17 protein-coding genes are annotated in these 20,535 nt (G+C 71.3%); 10 read left to right on the top strand and 7 right to left on the bottom strand.

All coding sequences use genetic code 11. The features are described 5' to 3' along the window. Positions 1-77 precede the first annotated feature (77 nt). Positions 78-911 carry a hypothetical protein gene (locus tag DN771_RS23565; protein ID WP_162942331.1) on the top strand — a complete coding sequence of 278 codons (834 nt, stop codon included), beginning with the start codon at positions 78-80 and terminating at the stop codon, positions 909-911. Next, a complete protein-coding gene (locus DN771_RS23560) occupies positions 908-1,690 on the top strand; it encodes an enoyl-CoA hydratase-related protein (protein ID WP_117000023.1) in 783 nt (260 codons plus the stop codon). The genes DN771_RS23565 and DN771_RS23560 overlap by 4 nt, the downstream gene beginning before the upstream one ends. A gap of 45 nt (positions 1,691-1,735) precedes the next feature. On the opposite strand, the gene DN771_RS30740 is transcribed toward DN771_RS23560, so the two are convergent. Further along, the gene (locus DN771_RS30740; RefSeq protein ID WP_276113991.1) at positions 1,736-1,870 is read right to left on the bottom strand and encodes a hypothetical protein; all 135 of its coding nucleotides are present in this window, start codon (positions 1,868-1,870) and stop codon (positions 1,736-1,738) included. 25 nt (positions 1,871-1,895) lie between these two features. Between DN771_RS30740 and DN771_RS23555 the strand changes: the two genes are divergently transcribed. Continuing rightward, on the top strand, positions 1,896-6,260 hold the full coding sequence (locus tag DN771_RS23555; RefSeq protein WP_117000022.1) for an FtsK/SpoIIIE domain-containing protein: 4,365 nt from the start codon (positions 1,896-1,898) through the stop codon (positions 6,258-6,260). Here DN771_RS23555 and DN771_RS23550 read toward each other — a convergent pair. Further along, a complete protein-coding gene (locus DN771_RS23550) occupies positions 6,176-7,426 on the bottom strand; it encodes a DUF1501 domain-containing protein (protein ID WP_117000035.1) in 1,251 nt (416 codons plus the stop codon). The genes DN771_RS23555 and DN771_RS23550 overlap by 85 nt on opposite strands. 46 nt (positions 7,427-7,472) lie before the next feature. Further along, on the bottom strand, positions 7,473-8,711 hold the full coding sequence (locus tag DN771_RS23545; RefSeq protein ID WP_117000021.1) for a DUF1800 domain-containing protein: 1,239 nt from the start codon (positions 8,709-8,711) through the stop codon (positions 7,473-7,475). A gap of 93 nt (positions 8,712-8,804) precedes the next feature. On the opposite strand from DN771_RS23545, the gene DN771_RS23540 reads away from it, so the two are divergent. Further along, entirely contained in the window at positions 8,805-9,473 is a 669-nt protein-coding gene (locus DN771_RS23540) for a response regulator transcription factor (protein WP_117000020.1), read from the top strand. Continuing rightward, on the top strand, positions 9,470-10,657 hold the full coding sequence (locus tag DN771_RS23535) for a sensor histidine kinase (RefSeq protein ID WP_117000019.1): 1,188 nt from the start codon (positions 9,470-9,472) through the stop codon (positions 10,655-10,657). The genes DN771_RS23540 and DN771_RS23535 overlap by 4 nt, the downstream gene beginning before the upstream one ends. 29 nt (positions 10,658-10,686) lie before the next feature. Here DN771_RS23535 and DN771_RS23530 read toward each other — a convergent pair whose 3' ends face one another. Continuing rightward, a complete protein-coding gene (locus DN771_RS23530) occupies positions 10,687-11,895 on the bottom strand; it encodes an ABC transporter permease (RefSeq protein WP_117000018.1) in 1,209 nt (402 codons plus the stop codon). Next, positions 11,892-12,860, bottom strand: a complete 969-nt coding sequence (locus tag DN771_RS23525) for an ABC transporter ATP-binding protein (protein ID WP_205528741.1) — start codon at positions 12,858-12,860, stop codon at positions 11,892-11,894. The genes DN771_RS23530 and DN771_RS23525 overlap by 4 nt, the downstream gene beginning before the upstream one ends. 127 nt (positions 12,861-12,987) lie before the next feature. Between DN771_RS23525 and DN771_RS23520 the strand changes: the two genes are divergently transcribed. Both DN771_RS23520 and DN771_RS23515 read left to right on the top strand, forming a co-directional pair. Further along, complete coding sequence (locus tag DN771_RS23520; RefSeq protein ID WP_117000017.1) at positions 12,988-13,929, top strand: N-carbamoyl-D-amino-acid hydrolase; 942 nt, start codon at positions 12,988-12,990, stop codon at positions 13,927-13,929. Beyond that, complete coding sequence (locus DN771_RS23515; protein ID WP_117000016.1) at positions 13,926-14,360, top strand: hypothetical protein; 435 nt, start codon at positions 13,926-13,928, stop codon at positions 14,358-14,360. Before DN771_RS23520 ends, DN771_RS23515 begins: the two co-directional genes overlap by 4 nt. Before the next feature lie 67 nt (positions 14,361-14,427). Here the strand turns inward: DN771_RS23515 and DN771_RS23510 are convergent, their stop codons facing one another. Further along, a complete protein-coding gene (locus DN771_RS23510; RefSeq protein WP_162942330.1) occupies positions 14,428-16,497 on the bottom strand; it encodes an LPXTG cell wall anchor domain-containing protein in 2,070 nt (689 codons plus the stop codon). A gap of 156 nt (positions 16,498-16,653) precedes the next feature. Here DN771_RS23510 and DN771_RS23505 point away from each other — a divergent pair, with 156 nt between their 5' ends. Both DN771_RS23505 and DN771_RS23500 read left to right on the top strand, forming a co-directional pair. Then, complete coding sequence (locus DN771_RS23505; protein WP_162942329.1) at positions 16,654-17,682, top strand: GNAT family N-acetyltransferase; 1,029 nt, start codon at positions 16,654-16,656, stop codon at positions 17,680-17,682. 80 nt (positions 17,683-17,762) lie between these two features. After that, positions 17,763-18,302, top strand: coding sequence for a hypothetical protein (locus DN771_RS23500; protein WP_162942328.1), 540 nt, complete (start codon positions 17,763-17,765; stop codon positions 18,300-18,302). Positions 18,303-18,330: 28 nt separating this feature from the next. Here the strand turns inward: DN771_RS23500 and DN771_RS23495 are convergent, their stop codons facing one another. After that, positions 18,331-18,921 (bottom strand): hypothetical protein, encoded by a 591-nt coding sequence (locus tag DN771_RS23495; protein WP_117000012.1) that lies wholly within the window; start codon positions 18,919-18,921, stop codon positions 18,331-18,333. A gap of 142 nt (positions 18,922-19,063) precedes the next feature. Between DN771_RS23495 and DN771_RS23490 the strand changes: the two genes are divergently transcribed. After that, complete coding sequence (locus tag DN771_RS23490) at positions 19,064-20,380, top strand: NlpC/P60 family protein (RefSeq protein WP_117000011.1); 1,317 nt, start codon at positions 19,064-19,066, stop codon at positions 20,378-20,380. Positions 20,381-20,535: the final 155 nt, after the last annotated feature.

Here is a 20,535-nt window from a genome sequence, read left to right as displayed (position 1 = left end):
AATTGCGCAGCGTCGCCAGGCGTGGCCGCGGGCGTGACTATGGTCGAACGCCGGACGAGATCGATGGTGCACTGGACGTGAGACGACGAGGGATCGGGGTGACGCTTGTGGCGACGTTCGCCGTCGTCGCCGGCCCCGCGCTCGCCACGGCCGCAGCCGCCCCCGATCCCGCCCGCCACGTCGACTCGGCGACCATCCAGTTGCCGGCGGCCCCGGCCGTGGGGCAGACCGCCCGGCTCGCCGTGATGGTCGACTCCGAGATCGTCGGATCGACCACCGCCGGCCCGCTGTCGGTCGACCTCGGTGTGTCTCGCGAGGTCACCGGCGTCGACGCGAACACCGGTGCATACTCCACGCGATCGGTGATGGAAGACATCGCCGTGGGCCAGGCGCCCCCCGGCTTCGACGTGAGCGTGCTCGAGTCGGTGCGGAGCATGTCGGTGCTCCAGCAGTTCGACGCCACGGGCGCGCCCCTCGGTCCCGGCGTCGCCGAGAACGCGGTGTCGGACGAGCAGAGCGACGGCGGGCGGCGCCTGATGCGCCTGATGGCCGTGACCACCGTCGGCTACCCCAGCGAGCCCGTCGCCGTCGGCGCGTCGTGGTCCAGCAGCGGGACCGCCTCCGACACCAGCGGGATCAGTGTCGACGTCGTCTACCAATGTCGACTCGTGGCCGTCGAGGGACGCACGTTCACGATCGAGGTCTCCTTCGCCCAGGACTTCAGCATCGCCGACCCGTTGCACGGTCAGATCGACGCGACGATCTCCGGTCAGGGCACCCTGCAGGGGTCGCTCGACAACGTGCTCCTCGTCAGCGGCGCGATCACCCAGACCGTCGACGGCGTGACCACCTCCAACGGCGTGACGACACCCCTCAGTGCCGACTCGAGCATCCAGATCGCGCCGGCATGACCGCCATCGAGCATCGTCCGGCCGTGCGGTCCGAGCGCGACGGTGACATCGTCTCGCTCACACTCGACCGGCCCGAGAAGCGCAACGCCCTCGCCGTCGACGTCATGGAGGAGCTCACCGCGGCCCTGGTCGCCGCCGGGCACAGCGATGCGCTGGGCATCGTCATCGCGGCCTCCGGCCCGGTGTTCTCGGCGGGGCACAACTTCGGCGACATGGCCGGGGCCTCGCTGGAGGACGTCACCCGGGTCTTCGAGATCTGCACGGCGATGATGCAGGCCGTGCAGTCGGTGCCGCAGCCGGTGTGCGCCAAGGTGCACGCGCTCGCCACCGCCGCCGGATGCCAGCTCGTCGCCAGCTGCGACCTCGCCGTCGCCGCCGAGTCGGCCGGATTCGCGATCCCGGGAGGCAAGGGCGGCCTCTTCTGCCACACACCGCTCGTCGCCGTCGCGCGCAACATCGGCCGCAAGCGGGCGCTCGAGATGGCGTTCACCGGTGACGCCATCGACGCCGCCACGGCCGCGGAGTGGGGTCTCATCAACCGGGCGGTTCCCGACGACGAGCTCGATGAGGCGGTGGCCGACCTGATGCGCCGGGCCACCCGCGGATCGCGCGACTCCAAGGCGCGCGGCAAGGCGGCGTTCTACCGCCAGGTCGACATGACCCAGGATCTCGCCTACGAGTTCGCCGTCGCCGTCATGTCGGAAGCCGCCGTGACACCGGACGCCCAGGAGGGGATCGCCGCCTTCCTCGCCAAGCGGCCGGCCCGCTTCGCTCGCTGATCACCGGAATTTCTGCGGCCCGGCGAGAAATCCTGTCCGTTTCGGTCACGCCGCCGCGCTCCGGGAGGGCGTGGACTCCCCTCCCGCCTCCGTCGCCTCCGCCTCGTCCTGCTCCTCCTCCGGCGCTCCGGTCGTGTTGCCGCCCCTGTCGATCAGCGGCCCGCGCGGCCGGCGGGTCACGTTGGTCGTCGATCCTTCCGCGGGAGTGGCGACGGTCGGTGATCTCGCCGACGCCGTCGGGATCGGTCGGCGCAGCACCGTGCTCGTCGACGGACGCGTCGTGGACCGGTCGCTCCCCGTGACGCGAGCCGGCGTCATCCAGGGAAGCAGGGTCACCGCGTTCGACGGCGCTCGCGCGCTCGGTCCTGCCGCGGCGCGCGGGTGCGGCGCCCATGACGACAACCCGGCCGCTGACAACGAGGCCGCCGACAACGCCGACTCCGACTCCGAGAGCGCCGATCCTGAGCGCTCCTCGGTGGTCGTGACCGTGGAGGCCGGTCCCGATTCGGGACAGCGGTTGGCGCTGCCTCCCGGCCGCCACGTCATCGGCCGGGCCGCCGGCGCGCGAGTCAGGCTCGACGATGCCACGGTCGAGCTCCACCACGCCGTGGTCGATGTCACCGCCGACGGCCGGATCTCGCTCACTCAGGTCGCCGGTCGCGTGCCGTGCCGGTGGATCGAGACCGACGCCGTGGTGCTGATCGGTGCGAGCCGGCTGCGCTTCGCGTTCCACGGCGATGGCCGGCCGCGCGCCGCGGTGCTGACCCGCCGCGACAACGATCCGTGGCGGCGCAGCATCCACCGCTCCCCACGCTCCCTGCCGACCTGGAACCCGAACGCGGTGATCGCGCCCGCCGCGACGCACTCGCCGGCCGGTGTGCCCGGCGGTGTGCTCGCCGCCCTGCTGTCGGTGCTCGGCGGGGTGGTGATCGCCCTGGTGATGCGCAATCCGTTGTTCCTGCTCTTCAGCGCCGTCGGACTGCTCGTGGCGCTCGGCACCCGCCTGTCCGGTCGCCTCGCCCGCCGCAAGGAGGAGCGCCGGCACCGGGTGACGTCGCGACAGGAGCGTGAGCGGTTCGTCGCCGACATCGCCGCGCAACGCTCGGAGCGAGCCGCGTATCACCGCGCCGTCTCGCCGCTGGCGAACGAGGCTGTCGCGGCGGCCGTCGGGGCCCAGGGGGCGCTGTGGGAACGGCGCGCCGACCACGACGATGCCTTCGGGGTCACGCTCGGGTGGGGCACCGTCCGTTGGACCCCCGTCATCGACGGGGCCGCCGAGTCGGCCGATCTGGCGGCCATCGTCGACGGGGCGGCGCGGTTCGCCGACGCGCCCGTCCGCCTCGATCTCGGCCCGGGTGCGGCCGTGGCCCTGGTCGGTGATCAGGCCGACGGCGTCGCCCGCTCGCTCGTCGTCCAGCTCGCCGCTCACACCGGTCCGGCTGACTGGCGTCTGATCGTGCTGTCGGACCGGCCCGACAGCTGGGGATGGACGTCATGGCTTCCTCATGCCGTGCATCCCCAACCGTCGGGCCGGTCCGGTCTCGTCGATCCGACGGATGTCACCGCTGTGGACGCCGCGCTGCGCCGCATCGACGACGGCGACACGAGGCACGTCGTCGTGGTGACCGACCGCGCCGACCTGTTGGCGAACCGCACCGGCGCCCTTCGCCGCTACCTCGGGAGTGCCGCCTCCGTTGCCGTGCTCACCGTCGTCCGTCACGATGTCGCGGTGCCGTCCATGTGCCGGAGCGTGCTCGACATCGGGTCGCGCTGCGTCGGGCGGTGGTGTCCGGACACGTCGGATGCCACGGCGACCGACGCGGTGCACGCGGCCGGTCTCACCCTGAGTACGGCCGAGCACGTCGCCCGCCGGCTCGCCTCGGTCCACGACCCCGAGGACCCGACCGAGGCGTCCGGAGCCGTGCCGTCGTCCATCGGGCTCGGTGCGTTGACGCGGGCGGTGGACGGCGTGGCGATCGACGATCCGATCGCCCTGGCCGCGGCGTGGCGACCCGGGGACGGCGTCCCCCGACACGGACGGACAGGCCACCCGACGGCGCTGATCGGCGCGACCGCCGACGGCGTCGTCGAGGTCGACCTCGTCCGCGACGGACCGCACGCCCTCGTCGCCGGCACCACCGGTTCGGGAAAGAGTGAGCTGCTGCGAACCCTCGTCGTGTCGATGGCGGCCCGCAGCAGCCCCGAGGAGCTGACGTTCGTCCTCGTCGACTACAAGGGCGGCTCGACGTTCGACGCCTGCGCCGACCTTCCGCACACGGTGGGCCTGGTCACCGATCTCGACGAGCACCTGGCCGCTCGGGCCCTGTCCAGCCTCGAGGCCGAGATCCGTCGCCGTGAGCGCCTCCTCCGCGCCGTCGCGGCCGACGATCTCGACGCCTACCGGACACTCCGCGACGCTGCCGCGGGACGAGCTCATCCTGGGTACAGCGACGGAGCGAGCCCGCCGTCGCTGCCCCGGCTCGTCGTGGTGATCGACGAGTTCGCCGCCCTGAAGACGGAGCTGCCCGGGTTCGTGTCGGCACTCGTCGGCGTCGCCCAGCGCGGCCGCAGCCTGGGGATCCACCTCGTGCTGGCCACCCAGCGCCCGGCCGGCATCGTCAGCGACGACATCAGGGCCAACACCAATCTGCGCATCGCGCTGCGGCTCAACGACCGCTCCGACGCCAACGACATCGTCGGCGACAGCACGCCGGCGAGCTTTCCGCGAGGAACCCCGGGCCGAGCGATGATGCGCCTCGGACCCGCGGAGACGATCGTCTTCCAGGCGGCCACGTCGCTGTCGCCGTACCGGGCCGCCTCGGGGGCCGCGATCGCCGTCGTCGGCACGACTGCCCAGCAGGCAGTCGCGGAGGCAGTCGAGGATGCTGCGCCGAGCGAACTCACCGTGCTCACCCGCACGATCCGGCAGGCGGCGTCGCTGTGCGAGATCTCACCGCCGTTCCGTCCGTGGCTCGAGGCCCTCCCCGAGTCGGTGTCGCCGGGGGCGATCGCCGCCCTGCTCGGCGTCGACCAGCCGGACGGCACGACCCCGCGCGTGGTCGGGGTGATCGACGATCCCGCCGCGCAGCGTCGCCTCGCCCTGCGCTGGGAGCCGGCGGGCGGCAACCTCGCCCTCATCGGCTCGTTCGGTTCGGGCACGACCACGGCGCTGCGCACCGTGCTCGCCGCCGCACGCGCCGACCACCACGTGTACGTGCTGGACGCACGCGGCGACGGCCGACTCGAGGAACTGGCGGGTCTGCCCGGCTGCGGCGGCGTGGTGGGCCGGTACGACGCGGAACGTCGTGCTCGGGTGCTCCGCCTGGTGGGCGGCGAGGTGGCGCGGCGCCAGTCCGATGCCGCCGCCTCCACGGCGGTGCCACCGATCGTCCTGGCGATCGACGGCCTGCCCGGGCTGCTCGACGCCGTGTCGGCGCCGGGCGACGCCGACGAGCATGCCACCCTCGTCCGGATCCTCAACGACGGCGTGGCGGTCGGGGTGCACTGCGTGGCCACGCTCGAGCGCGGTGGCGCCGTCTCGATGTCGGTGCTGGCCGCGTTCGGGCAGCGTTGGCTGTTCCACCTCGACGATCCCGCCGACGGCGCGGCGGTCGGGGTGCGACCGCCGCACGTGCCGCCCGCGATCCCCGGCCGCATCGTCGTGACGTCGTCGAAGCTCGAGGCGCAACTGGCGGTGCTCCCGATCCCAAGCGCCGCGCCCGATCGATCCGACTGGGATCTCGCTTCCGCCGCGCCCGAGCCGATCGCCACGTTGCCCGACGACGTGGCGGTCGCCGATCTCCCGCACTCGGCTGCGAGTCCGTCGGGCAGCACGTCGCTCGTCACCGGCCTCGAGTTCGCGACGATGCGGCCGACCGCCATGGAGATCCCCGACGGCGAGCACGCCCTGGTCGTCGGGCCGGCGCGGAGCGGGCGCAGCACGGCATTGGTCACACTGGCATCGGCCTGGCGGGACGCGCATCGGGACGGTCGGGTGATCGTCCACTCGCCGCGGCCCACGTCCCCACTGGTGACGTGGGCGCTCGCGACCGGCGGCGCCGTCGAGATCGTCGATGCCGCAACGCTGTCGGCACGTGTGGCTGCGACGACCGGTGTGGAACGCATCGCCCTCGTCGTCGACGACGCGGAACGAGTCGACGACGCCGAGCACGACCTGCTCGATCTCGTCAGCGCCCGCCATCCGTTGGTCGTGGTGATGGCCGCGGCGCGGCCCGACGCGCTGCGCTCGATGTACGGGCACTGGACGTCGATCGTCCGCCGCAGCCGTATCGGCATCGTGATGGCGGGTGGCGCGGACACCGACGCCGAACTGCTCGGCGAGCACATGCCGAGGCGACTGCCGATTCCGGCGCGTCGGGGCCTCGGCTGGCTCGTCGACGGGACGGGGCGTCGGCTCGTCCAAGTGGCGCGCCACGGGCCCGGTGGGACGGGGTCCCACGTCGGGCCACCGGGAGCGGGAGACGGTCAGGTCAGGGCGAACGGCTGCACGGATCCGGCGAGGACGTCCGAGGCGGGAACGCCGAACCAGGACTCGGCGAGCGTGGCGTAGTACTGGTCCATCGTCGTGGTGGCGATGAAGTTGTCGTCCTCGTCGACGCGGGAGAGATCGACCGGATCGCCGAGCCGGCCGAGTGGGACAGGTCCGGCGATGAGTGCCGTCGATGCCGTGCCGTGGTCGAGTCCGCCGCTGCCGTTGAGCTCCGGCCGGCGCCCGAACTCGCTGACGGTCGCGACGAGCACCCGATCGGCGATGCCGCGCTCCGCCAGGTCGTCGAGGAAGGTGTCGAGGGCCTCGTCGAGCTCGGCCATCAGCGAGCCGTGGCGCGAGAAGTGGTCCTCGTGGGTGTCGAAATCGCCGTCCATCGGCACGTGGACGACCCGGACACCGACATCGGCGTCGAGCGCCTGCGCGGTGAGGGCGAGCTTCCAGCCGAGGTCCGTGCCGGGATACTCGGGGGAGTCGCCGAGGCCATGCAGCATCTCACCGGCGCGGAGGCCGCCGGCGATCGCCCGTCTGGCGAGGGCCACGGTCTCCGTGCCGTCGGTCGGCCCCCGATCCTGCCCCAGAGCGACGAGCCCGGAGCGAAAGGCCGCCAGCCACGGGTCGTCGGGTTCCTCGTCCGGCGCGAGCCACCAGAGCCAGCCGGGGTCCGGGAGCCCGAGCGTGCCGGCCCGAGCGGCCATCAGCATCGGTGAGGCGCCACTTCCGATCGACAGACCCGTGACCGGCGCGCCAACATCGAGGGCGTCGCAAAGGCGGCCGAGGAAGCCGGTGGTGGGGTGGACGGTGCCGTCGGGGTCACCGGTCCACCACCGTCGCAGCATCTCGAAGTGCGAGCCGTCGGGCGACGGGGTGCCGAGCCCATCGACGATCGTGACGGGCCGGCGCTGCAGACGCTCGAACGCCGGGTGGAGGACGACGTCGTTGCCCGGCCGGAGCAGCGCCGCCTCGTCGAATCCGTCGCCGCGGAGATCGGTCAGCCGAGCAGCGTCGGCCGGCGGGGCCATCGACAGGCCGTCGTTGCCACCGGCCATCTCGATCACGACGAGCAGGCGCGCGGCGTGGTCGCTCACGGGAAGCAGTGCTGCTCGGCCTCCGACGGTCTTCGTGGCCGCGGTCGCGGCGGGTCGGTGCGCGACGGTCCCTGTCGCCACGGCTCCGGCGCCGAGCCCGGCGAGGGCGAGGAAGTCGCGGCGGCTGATCAGCTGGGGCATCGAGCGTCCCTTCTTCGGATCGTCATCGGATCGTCTTCGGATCGGGTCAGGCGCACGCGGCTTCGGGGCTCGCCAGGGTGAGGGCGAGCAGCAGGAGGTCCCCGCCGTCGACGGACGCGACCTGGCGCGCCGCCGCCTCGAGGGCGCTGGTCGTGGCGACCGACGCCTCGAACAGACCGCAGTGGCGGAGCGCGCCCGTTGCCCGCTCGGCGGGGCTCTCGCCGAAGTCGACGAAGATCGACGACTCGCCCGACGCGGCGTCGATCGCCAAGGAGGTCTTCAGCAGCTGCCGGCCGGTCCCGATCCATTGCGGACCGACGGGCCACCCGGCGACGTTCGGTGGGTACAGGGGCATCTGGCCCATGTCGGCGAGGGTCCAGATCGAGTCGGCATCGACGTCGGTGCCCATCGCGTGGTGCGCGGCGAGGAACCACTCGATGGGGAAGCGCGGCCGGTTCAGCCGGTTGGCGGCGAACTCGTCGTGGCGCAGGATCGCTTCGACGAGGGGCATGACGGTGAAGTCGTGATCGCGCAACACCGCGGCCAATTCGTCGCGTCGTGCCTCGCTCGGGTCGGAGCCGGCGAGGAAGCGGTGGAGCTTGGTCGCGATGAACGCCGCACACGCCGGCTGCTCGCAGACGACGTCGACGAACCGGTCGGCGTCGAACGAGTCGGTGACGCCGAGCACGGTCAGGCGGCCGCGTGCGGCTGCTTCTTCGTCGAAGCCGACTGCCTCGGACTCCCAGTCGACGGTGAACCCGGCCAGCGCCCTGGCTCCGGCGCGGACGTCGGCTTCGGTGTAGTTGCCGCGGCCGAGGGCGAAGAGCTCCATGAACTCGCGTGCCAGGTTCTCGTTGGGGGCGTCGGCCTGCGAGCCGGCGCCGTCGAGGAAGATCAGCATCGCTGCGTCGCGGACGATGGCGTGGAGCAGTTCGCGGACGTTTCCCGTGGCGTGGCGGCGCAGGAGGTTGTGCTGGCGGGCCATCATGTCGGCGCTCGCCTTGTCGGCCGACGACGTGAGATGACCGTGCCAGAACAGCACGAGCTTGTCGTGCAGCGGATTCGGGCTGCGCCGGAGTCGGCGCAGCCACCACACCACCGCAGCGTCGGTGTCGTCGTCGACCGGGTCGGGCATCTCGGCGCGGTCGTCGGTGGCCCCGGCGAGCACCGACTCGAGGGCCTCGTCGAACGAGCCGTACGACTCGACCTCGCCCGGCGCCGGGCCGAACCCCGTGCGACGGAGCAGATGGGCGATCGCGGGAGCGTCGGGGCGGTCCGGAGCCATGGGATCACCATGGCGACACGAGGATGAAGCGATCGTGAACGGCCGTCGTCGGCCTTCATCGCGTCTTCACGTCGGGCCTGCGAGGATGGCGCAGTGCGCGTGCTGGTGGTCGAGGACGACCGGGCTCTCGGGACCGTGGTCGTGCGCGGGCTCGTGGACGAGGGTCATGCCGTCGATCTCGCCGTGTCGGTCGTCGACGCGACGCACGCGCTCGCCTCGACGCCGTACGACATCGTCGTGCTCGATCTCGGCCTGCCCGACGGAGATGGTGCCGACGTCTGTCGCTGGATGCGAAGCGCCGGCATGGCGACGCCGGTGCTCGTCCTCACGGCACGGGACGAAGTCGGGGAGAAGGTGCGCAGCCTCGACCTCGGCGCCGACGACTACCTCACCAAGCCGTTCCACTTTCCCGAGCTCACAGCGAGGGTGCGGGCGCTGTTGCGGCGGCCCCCGCTCGCCCACGGTCCGGTCATCGAGGTCGGCGACCTGCGCGTCGATCCCGCCGAGCACGTCGCCACCCGTGGCGGGCGGCGCCTCCCGCTCACGGCACGGGAGTTCTCGCTGCTCGACTACCTCGCCCGCCGTGTCAGCACCGTGGTGAGTCGCAGCGACTTGATCGACCATGTGTGGGACGGCGACTACGACGGTCTGTCGAACGTCGTCGACGTGCACGTCGGCAACCTCCGCCGCAAGCTCGGCGCTCCCGAGATGATCGAGACGGTGCGCGGCGTCGGGTACCGGATGCGGGCGAGCGCGCAGTGAACCTGCGTTCCGTCCGGTTGCGGTTGACGTTGCTGTACACCCTGCTCTCGGCGATCGCCGTCGCGGCGCTCGTCGTCGTCGGCATCCGCGTCGGCACCGAGCCGATCGAGGACGGCGCGGTCCGCGAGGGCGGGCAGGCCGTCGCCGACACGGTGCGCGCCTGGAACCTCGGCGAGGATCCGACGCCGGACAACTTCTGGATGGTGTCGGTCGATCCCGAGTCGGGCGATGCGTCGTCGTACCCGCTGGGCGATGTCTGGGTGGAGCCGCCGCTCGAGTCGGTGGGTCGCGACGCCGTCGACTACGAGCAGGCGTGGACGGAGTTCTCCCAGGACGGCACGGCATACCTCGCGTACGGCGAGAAGGTGTCCGCCACGGAGGCGGCGGTGACGCTGATCGACCTGGAGTACTACCGCGATCGCTCGTCATCCCTACGCCTGCGGCTCTGGCTGGCCGGGGCGGGAGCGGTGGTCGGCATCGCCGTGGTCGGCTGGTTCGTGTCGGGCCGGGCGCTCTCGCCGGTGCGGGCGGCCAACGCCCGTCAACGCGACTTCATCGCCGACGCTGCCCACCAATTGCGCACACCGCTCGCCGTCATCCGGGCGTCGGCGTCGCAGGCGTTGTCCAGACCGCGTGAAGCCAATGCCTACATGGAGTCGTTGCGGGAGATCGACAGCGCCGCAGAGTCCGCCGGTGCCGCGGTGAGTGAGCTGCTCGAGCTCGCCCGCATCGATTCCGGTCAGTTCGCGCCGCGGTTGGCGCCGTTGCGTCTCGACCTGCTCGTCGAGGAGGTGGTCGCCGGCGTGCGGGTGGAAGGGTGCGACATCGTCGCCGACACGGCCCGCTCGATCACCGTCGATGCCGACTACGCCCTGCTTCATCACGCCGTCGAGAACATCGTGCGCAACGCCGCGTCGCGGGCGAGGAACGTCACGGTGACGGCGCGCGTCGAGGGCAAGGACGCCGTCGTCGAGGTCGCCGACGACGGTCCCGGCTTTCCCGCCGAGCTGCTGCCGGAGGTGTTCGAGCGGTTCCGGCGGGGCGACTCGAGGGGCTCGTCCGGACTCGGCCTGGCCATCGCCCGGTCGCTGGTGGAGGCGCACAAGGGCCGTGCCGAGGCGGCCAACGGGGCGGCGGGCGGCGCCGTGGTCCGCCTGCGGCTGCCGGTCGCGTCGGGGACCTGATCGAACGGCGACGGCCGGTGTCGGGGCCGTCAGTGCGCCGTGCGGCGCAGGGCGTCCTTCCACGACAGCCGCTTGCCGGTGCGCAGGATCGACCGCTCGTAGATCTTGGCGGCCAGCTGGGCGATCAGCCACGCCGCAGCCAGCGTCATCGCCAGGCTGAGGAGCATGCCGGCGACCGGGACGTCACCGAGGGCGTAGAGGACGGGCATCGCCAGCACCGCCGTCGGCGGGAAGAAGGCGAGCACCCAGAGCAGCGGCGTGGCGCCGCCGAACGCAGTGAAGCCGACGATGTAGCCGGCGAGCATCGGCAGCATGATCGGCATCGCCGCGCCCTGGGCGTCCTCGGGTCGGTTGCAGAGGGCCCCAGCGGCGGCGAAGGCGCTGCAGTAGAGGGCGTAGCCGGCGATGAACCACACGCCGCCCATGGCGATGTCGCCCACGTTGAAGCCGGCGAGGACGTCGAGACCGACGACGCGCGACGTGAACAGGGCGACGGCGATGAGGACGGCGGCGTTGGCCAGCGCCACGACGCCGATGCCGATGACCTTGCCGATGAGAAGCTGGCGCGGGCGGATCGCCGACAGCAGCACCTCGACGACGCGCGTGGACTTCTCGCGGGTGACGCCCTGGAGGATCCAGCCGCCGTACGTCTGGAGCAGCAGGAACAGCAGGACGTTGGTGACGACGGCGAGCCCGATCCGTCCGGAGTTGGTCTCGTTCGGGTCCTCGGGATTGACGCTCTCGACGTCGGGGAGCGGGGTGCTGCGGACCGCGGCGATGTCGGCGGCGTCGAGGCCGGCGTCGGCCAGCCCGATGGACAGGGCGAGGTCCGACCGCAGCACGTTGATGACGGTCGCCAGCGTCGAATCGTTGGACGTGAGGTCGACCGGATCCTCGGTCAACAACGTGGCCCCGTCGTCGAGGATCGCCAGGTCGGCACCGTCGCTGACCGCCTCGCGGGCGGCGGCGTCGTCCGCGTAGGGGGTCACCACGAGATTCGTGCCGAGGGCGTCACCGAGCGCCTCGTAGGCGCCGGCCTCGGCGGCCGTCGGCTCACCCACCACCGCGAGGTCGGTCGTCGGTGTGTCGTCGTCGCCTGCGGCGAAGTGGGCGATCACGACGATCGCCGCGACCGCCACCGCCGAGATGGCGAGCAGGATCCGCGTCGAGCGGGCGCGGAAGGCCTCGGTGATCTCACGCTTCGCCACGAGCACCATCGGAGTGTCGCCGAGGGTCATGACAGCACCGCCTGCTCCGTCGTCGCTCCGGCCGCTTCGTCGGCCTGGTCGACCGGCCGTCCGACGAGGGCGAGGAACGTCTCGGCCAGCGTGCGCCGTTCGACGCCGAAGTGGCTGACGGGACCGGCGGCGCGAGCCCTGTCGAGCGCCGGTTGTGCGCGCTCGACCACGCTGCCGGCACCGTCGGCGACGGACAGCCGCACGGTGCCGTTGGCGACACCGAGCACGCGGTAGTCGGTGGGGTCGAGCGTCGACGCCCACGCTCCGTCGGGATCGCTGGGGACCTCGACAGCGAGCACCGGCTCGGCGCCGGCCGTGAGGTCGTCGAGCGGACCGCTCGCCACCGTGCGGCCGTGATCGACGATGATCGCCTCCTCGCAGAGATGCTCGACGAGGTCGAGTTGGTGCGACGAGAACAACACGGTGGTGCCCCGGCGGGCTTCGCTCACGAGGACGTTCGACAGGGCGTCGACGGCGACCGGATCGAGCCCCGAGAACGGCTCGTCGAGGACCAGCAGCTCGGGCTCGTGCACGAGCGCGCCGATCAGCTGCACTCGCTGCTGGTTGCCGAGGGAGAGGTCTTCGAGCTTGCTGTCGACGCGGTCGCCGAGTCCGAGCCGTTCGAGCCACGAGACGGTCCGGCTGCGGGCGTCGGCGACGCTGAGGCCATGAAGGCGGCCGAGGTAGACGAGTTGGTCGCCGATCCGCATGTCGGCGTAGAGCCCGCGCTCCTCGGGCAGGTAGCCGAACCGCCGTCGCGCGTCGGCGTCGGGGACTCGTCCGTCCCACCGCACCTCGCCGCCGTCGAGCGACGTGAGTCCGAAGATGGCGCGCATCGTGGTGGTCTTCCCGGCGCCGTTCGGGCCGAGGAAGCCGGTGACGGCGCCGGGACGCACCGAGAACGTCATGCCGTCGAGGGCTCGCACCTCTCCGTACGCGCGTTGCAGGTCGTCGACGTCGAGCACGCGGCCCGACCCTAACGGGCGATCTGTCGTGACCCGACCGCCATCCCCGGCGGTGTCCGCGAGCGAAGCCGGCTGAGGGCGGGGCCAGGTCGGGGTCGAGATCTGCCGTCCGGATACGCTCGGCGTCGTGCGTACGGTCGTCGTCGGAGCTGCCCAACTCGGACCGATCGAGGCCGAGCACACACGGGCCGAGGTCGTCGAGCGCCTACTGGTGTTGCTGCGCGATGGCGCAGCGCGGGGCTGCGACGCCGTCGTCTTCCCCGAGCTCGCCCTCACGACGTTCTTCCCACGCTGGTTCGTGGACGACATCGCCGAGGCCGATCACTGGTACGAGACCGAGATGCCCGGGCCGGACACGAAGCCGCTGTTCGACGAGGCCGCCCGCCTCGGCGTCGGGTTCTGTCTGGGCTACGCCGAGCTCACGCCTCCGGATGCCGACGGCACCGTGCACCGGTTCAACACGCAGATCCTCGTCGAGCGCGACGGGTCGGTGGTGGCCCGGTACCGCAAGGTGCACATCCCCGGTCACGAGCACCACGAACCCGATCGGCCGTTCCAGCACGCCGAGCGCTACTACTTCGAGCCGGGCCCGGACGGCTTCGGTGTCTGGCCGGCGTTCGGCGGACGCGTCGGCATGATGATCTGCAACGACCGCCGCTGGCCGGAGTCCTACCGCGTGATGGGGCTCCAGGGCGTCGAGCTGATCCTGTGCGGATACAACACGCCGCTGCACTACGTGCCCGACCCGAGCCAGGACGTCCTGCAGGGATTCCACAACGCCCTCGTGATGCAGGCCGGCGCCTACCAGAACGGTGCCTGGGTGGTCGGTGTGGCGAAGGGCGGGGTGGAGGCCGGCGTCGACTCGCTGGCGCAGAGCATGATCGTCGCCCCGTCGGGGCAGATCGTCGCCCAGGCCTACACGGCTGGCGACGAGCTGGTCGTGGCCTCGTGCGACCTCGACTGGTGCAAGCGCTACACCGGGACGCTGTTCGACTTCGATCGGTACCGGCGACCTAAGGTGTACACGCGGATCACCTCGCAACGCGGCGTCGTACTCAGCGACGAATGATCATCGTCCTCGTCATCGTCGTGCTGCTGGCCATCGTGCTGGTCGTCGGCGTACTCGGCTTGCGCCGCATGGTCGGCGGAGCCCAGCGGCGCGCCGTCGACTCCCTGGCGGGTCACAAGGTCGTCACGGCGGAGCCGGCGCGCTCGCTCGGAGTATCGTCGCGGGGCAAGCGTCAGGTCCGAGGCACTGGCACCCTCGCGCTCTGCCACGATCGGGTGATCTTCGTGCAGTGGGTTCCACACTCCGTGGTCGACATGCCGTTCACGACGATCACGTCGGCCGACACGACCACCTCGCATCTCGGTAAGTCGGTCGGTAGCCCGGTGCTGCGCTTGTCGTGGATGACCCCCGACGGCGTCGATCAGCTCGCGGTGCAGGTGCGGGACCCACAGCGCTGGTTGACAGCGCTGCGGTCGGCCGGCGTCGGCTGACGGGAGGGTAAATACCCCACCGAAGCGTCCGGTATCTACCCTCCGGTTTGGCGGGCCGGGTGATCCGTCAGCGGGGAGTGCGTCGCAGGCTGATCGCGGCGCCGCCGAGGATCACCAGGAGCGTGGCGAGCACGACGATCGGCAGAGCGGCGGTGCCCGTGTCGGGCAACGGGTCGTCGACCGAGCCCGGGCCACCCGTCGGGACGGTGGGGCCGTTGGGAGCGGCGGGAGCGGCCACCTCGAACCTCGCCGACGCCGTGCCCGACGGGCCCGTGACGGTGAAGGTGTGGGGCCCGACCGACTCGTCGTCGCGAATGGTCCAGGTGAACGTGGCGACGCCGTTGATGTCGGCGATCGCCGTGCCGAGTTCGAATGGCGTCGACTGTTGGACGCCGGTCACGATCTCACCCGGGACGAAGCCGTATCCGTGACCGGTCTGCTGCTGGCCCCGCTCCAGCGACGGCGTCACGACGTCGGCGCTCACGTTCCCCGCCGGCACCGGCGTCGTTCCGCTCGGCTCGCCAGCGATCGTCGTCGTGGTGGCGGAGACCGCAGTGTCGACCGGCACCTCGGTGGTCGATGTGGTCGTGGTGGTCGTCGCGGCCTCCGTGTCGACGGGGGGCTCGGTCGAGTCGACGGGAGGCTCGGTCGAGTCGACCGGCGGTTCCGTGGTGTCGACCGGCGGTTCGGTCGTTTCGGTCGGCTCGATCGGCTCGGTCGTGTCGGCGGGTTCGGTGGTCTCGGTCGGCTCGGTCGGCTCGGTCGTGTCGGCGGGTTCGGTGGTCTCGGTCGGCTCGGTGGTTTCGGCGGGTTCGGTGGTTTCGGTCGGCTCGGTCGAGTCGACGGGAGGCTCGGTCGAGTCGACCGGCGGTTCGGTGGTGTCCGTGGGTTCGGTGGTGTCGGTCGGCTCGGTGGAAGCTGGTGGTTCGGTGGTGTCGGTCGGTTCGGTTGATGCCGGTGGTTCGGTCGTGTCGGTCGGTTCTGTGGAGGCGGGCGGGTCGGTCGACGACGGGGTCTCGGCGGCCACCTCGACGACGATCTGGGCGACGTCGATGCCGGGGTTGGGGAGCTCCTCCGGGAGCGGCATGCCGTTGTTGCCCAGATCGCTGACCACCATCGTCAGCGTGCAGCTGGCCGCCTGGGCCGGAGCGTGGAAGTCGATCCAGCGGATCGCGCTGTTGAAGCTGTCGGAGTCGTCGCTGTTGTCCTCGTCGATCTGGGCCAGCCAGGCGACGGCGGTGACCTCGTCCGTGTCGCTGCTGATCGTCAGGCCGTTGGCCACCTCACCCGGAATCAGCGTCGGGTCGAAGCCGGCGTCGGCGAGGATCGTCGCCGGGTCACCGATGTAGGTGGCATACGTCGAGAGGGTCGGGAACGACACGAGACCGCAGTCGACCCAGGCGACGCCGAGCAGGTAGTCGTCGATCTCGCCCTGGTCGGCATCGTCGTCGGTGACACGGAAGACGTCGGTACCGGCGGACTCCAAGACGGAGAACGTCTGGCCGGCATCGACCGAAAACGGGGCATCGGCGGGAGCGGTGAGCTCGGGCCAGTCGTTGTCGCCCTCGACGCGGATGTCGATGTCGATGTTGGCGGTCTGGGGTGCCGGGGCCGTGGCGTCCTGGATCGACAGCCGAGCGGTCACGGTGGCTTGATCCGTCGTCTCGAAGTCGTCGTCGGGCGGGACGTAGGTGAGCGACGCGAGCGCCGCCCGGACATCGGAGATCGGGCCGCCGATGTTGTACACGATGTCGCCACTGCGGTTGGGGCCGATGTAGGCGATCGCCGAGTCGTCGATCGTCAGCCCGCCGCGATTCGGCTCGAGGATCTGGATCTGGGCGTACGCGCAGGTGCCGTCGTGACCTTCTCCTCCTGGGCTCAGCACCGAGCAGGTGCTGTCATCACCCTCGATCGTCACGTCGATCGCCCTCGACTCGCCGATGATCGGGTCGGCACCAGCGAACAGCAGGTCCTGCCCGGCACCCGTGTAGACCCGCGTCGGCGGCTCGTTGAAGACCGGCGGCGCGGCGGAGGCCGCGCCGGCGGAGATGACGACCGTGCCGGCAGCGCTGCCGAGCACGGCGAGCGTGGCCAGAGCGCGTCGGCTCCGGGCGCGTGAACCATGACGTGTACTCATGCGGCGATCGTGCGGGATCGAGCCCCTGAGCCACATCGGGTAAGTACCTCATCGCATGCCTTATTCGCTGTATCGCCGGCGGCACCGCTCGGCCCACGGCGTGGCGATCAGGCAATTCCGTCGAATCTGGCGCGCGGCGCTGCCTACCGTGACACGATGCCGCTGCCCCTGCGCACCGACCGACTTCTCATCCGCATGATGACGACCGCCGACGCGCCTCGATTCGCCGCATATCGCAACGACCCCGAGGTGGTCCGGTATCAACTGTGGAACCTGCCCTTCACGGTGGAGGACGCGATCAAGGTGCTGGCCGATCAGGACGACAACGACCAGATGGTCATCGGTTCCTGGAACCAGCTGGCGGTCGAGGCCGACGGCGTGGTGGTAGGCGACGTGTGCACGCACATCGACGAAACCGCCAACGTCGCCGAGATCGGCTACACGCTCGCCCGGGAGCACCAGGGCCACGGCTACGCGCGCGAGGCGGCGCGAGCACTGGTCGACGAGCTGTTCGACGAAATCGGCGTCGGGCGCGTGTTCGGTGAGCTCGATCCCGAGAACGTGGCGTCGCAGCGAGTGCTCGAATCGCTCGGCCTCACGTTCGAGGCCGTCACCAAGCGGTCGTTCCTGTGGCGCGGCGAGTGGGTCGACAACATGTCGTACGCCGTCACCCGGGACGAGTACGAGGCGTGGCGCACCCGTCCGACCGGCGCTCCCGAGCGCGTCGAGCTGGTCGAGCTCGATCACCGCAACGCCGGCCAATTCGCCCGGCTGGCGACGCACAAGTCCGAGGAACGCTTCGTCGCTCCCGTCTCGGCGTCGTACGCCGACGCGCTCTTCCCCGACGTCGACAACGGCGGAGCCCTCGTGCCGTGGCTGCGGGGGATCACGGCGGACGGCGAGCCGGCGGGATTCGTGATGACGGCCGAGGTCTCGCCCACCAATCCCGACCCCTACCTCTGGCGCCTGCTGATCGACCGTCGTCATCAGCGGCGCGGGATCGCCAAACGCGCGCTCGACCAGCTCGTCGACCGCCTGCGGCAGGAGGGCCACTCGACGCTGTACACGAGCTGGGTCGACGGGCCGGGCAGCCCTCGCCCGTTCTACGAGCGACTCGGCTTCGTCCCGACCGGCGAGATGGTCGAGGGCGAAGTGGAAGCCCGACTGGAGCTGACGCCGGGGTGACCGCTGGCGGCGGGAATTCGCTGCGCCCGACGCCGCTGGCGGCCACACTCTCGTCCCTCACCGCAGTCGAGGAGGACATCGTGAGTACGCCCGCAGAATCGACCGAGCCGTCAGCCACCCCGGCTGGCGCTCCGCATCACGAGTCGGCGGCGTCGCTGCTCGGAACGGTGCCGATCACGTTGTTCATGAAGGACGGGACCCTGGCGTTGCGCGACGGTCGCCTGTCGTTCGTCACGCGCCGCGGCACCGTGTTCGACCACCCAGTGCACGAATTCCATTCGCTCGCCGCCTCCGGCGTCGTCGGATTCCACCTCTGGCACGCCGACCGTTGCTACAAGCTCGTGCCCGACTACACGGCGGTGCACGAGTTCCAGGCGAGCAGCGACGTGGTGAACCTCGCCGTCAACGCCGGCCGCATCGGCAAGGCCTTCGACGCCGACCGCAAGATGAAGGACTCCCGGGGCCAGTGGTTCGACGTCCTCGAGCCGTTGATCGCTACGGCGCCGCCCGGCGTGAAGGTACGCAGGCCGTGGCCGACCTGGGCGATCTGGCTCACGGTGGTCGGCGTCACCCTGGCCATCGTCGCCGTCATCACCGCCATCGTGTTCCTCACGTCCTGAGCGACGGCCCGGTCCGCTCGGCCGATCGTCACGCGTGACGCGGGCTGAGTTGACCCTGCCGCGCGCGGCCGCGGCGAACGGCGAGCACCACCCACACGTTCACCGCGACGTGATGGGCGGGGTACACCACCGAGCCGAACGACCACGTCGCGACGCCGGCCAGGGCCGCCACGCCGGCCACGGCGTCGATCGCCCACGATGTCCAGACCTCCTCGGTGGGCGCCGCCGAGACCTTCGCCACCGTGAGCGCCACCGCGGCGACTTCGGCTGCGATCACCGTCAGCAGCGACGCGAGGGGACGGTCGGCCAGCAGCAGGACCACGGCAAGCACGGCGACGGCGAGCGTGCCGCGATCCGCGCGGCTCCAGCCTCCGGCTCCCCAGCGCAGCGAGCAGGCGAAGATGGCGCCGAAGCCGACCGCCGAACCGGCGGCGAGCCACGCCCCCGCTGACGACCCGGTTCGCAGCTGGCTCACCGCAGCGACCGCCGAGAGCGCGGTGAACACGAACCACGACATGCGTTGCGGCCGGGCCGCATGCCGACTGATCGAGACGAGGTACGGCATCGAGCTGCCCGCTGTCAGGGCCGCAGACGCCAGTTCGATGGTTCCCCGGCCCATGTCTTCTGGAGCGGCCGTGCCGGGCCGAGATACGACGTATCAGGGCGGGTCCGGCGCGCTCTGGAGCGCATTCCGGGACCGTCGCGCGGAAACCGGGAATGCTCCCGGCGACAGCCTGTTCCGGGCGTCGTACCGTCGCCTCATGAGCGACGAATCACGCACCGATTCCGATCGCGACGGCTTGAGCGATGCGGTCGAGCGGCGCCTCGGAACGAATGTCCACAACCCCGACAGCGACGGGGACGGGCTGATCGACGGATTCGAGGTGGCCGTCGACCACCCCCGGGTCCGCGACCTCGGAGTGAAGGATCCGGCGGCCAGTGCCAAGATCGTGGAGGACCTGGTCACCGGTATCGAGCAGGCGGCCGGCATCACCGAGCACAACGTCGACACCGACGGCGACGGGTTCGCCGACTGGGTCGAGGAGATGCGGGGCGGGTCGAGCCGCACCGTCGCCGATCTCGACCCAGACGCCATCAACAAGTCGGGGGCGAATCCCAACCCCCTCGACGCGTTCATCGACCGGGCGCAATCGCAGATCGGCGCCAAGAACCGGTTCGGCGCCGAGGTCGACCTGGACGACGGAATGGGATCGAGCGAGTTCGACTCCTCCGAGCTCGTGCAGTGGGCCGCCCACCAGGCGGGCGCCGAGCTGCCCGACGGGTCGTGGAAGCAGTACCGCTCGTTGGCGCTGAGCGGCAACGACGTGTCGGTCGAGGCGGCCATCGGCACCAAGGGGGCGTTGCTGTTCGGCTTCTCCGGGGACCCGATGGCGTCTGCGGATCGGCCCGACCGTGCCTACGTGGCGATCAGCCTGGGCAACGGCAAGGTGCTGGAGATCTCGGAGCGGACCGGCGAGCTGAAGGAGGTCGATGCCGCTGGGCGCGACTACACCCACGCCGCGACGATCCCCGAGTTCCACGCCGACGCGTTCGACGACACCGACGGCGACGGTCACCATGACCTCGACGAAGAACTGATGGGTGGCGACCCGACGACCGGGATGACGAAGCCGTGGCGCAACACGAGGGACATGGACACCGATGGCGACGGCGTCAGCGACGCCGAGGACGTCGATCCGAACGACCCGAACGTCTCGTCGAGCTCACCGGCATCCGACGATGCCGGCGCCGCGGGCGGCGATGCGACCGCGGTGGCCGCGGCGTCGGCGGACGCTGACGCCCCCGCCGACGAGGGGGCCGCGCCCGTCTGGTCCGCGGACGACTCGGTGGACGACTCGGCCGGCTCGATCGACGTGACGATGAGCGACGTCGAGATCGCGTCGTACGACGCACCTGCGTACGAGTCGTCGTCATACGAGGATCCGGCCCTCAGCAGCGCCGGCAGCGATGACGTCGAGACGTCGTTGTCGTCGAGCGACGACGTCGGCATGGCGCCTGTCGACGACTCGTCGTACGCCGACGACGCCGGCGCCACCGACGCGTGGGCGGACGGCTGACCGAGCCGCGCTTCTGCGAGGCGGCGGCCCGACCAGCACTGGTCGGGCCGCTGTCCTGCGGCCAGCGTCGTCGAGGCCTGCTCAGGAGGCCGGAGCCTCTAACAGGGTCGCCATGGCCTGGAAGGGGCACGGCGCCGTTGAGCAGGATCGCTGCC

It is taken from the genome of Desertimonas flava, assembly GCF_003426815.1.
In the GTDB taxonomy this organism is placed as follows: Bacteria; Actinomycetota; Acidimicrobiia; order Acidimicrobiales; family Ilumatobacteraceae; genus Desertimonas; species Desertimonas flava.
The sequence above is the reverse complement of the archived record's forward strand: the minus strand, read 5'-3'. Positions and strand labels throughout refer to the sequence as shown.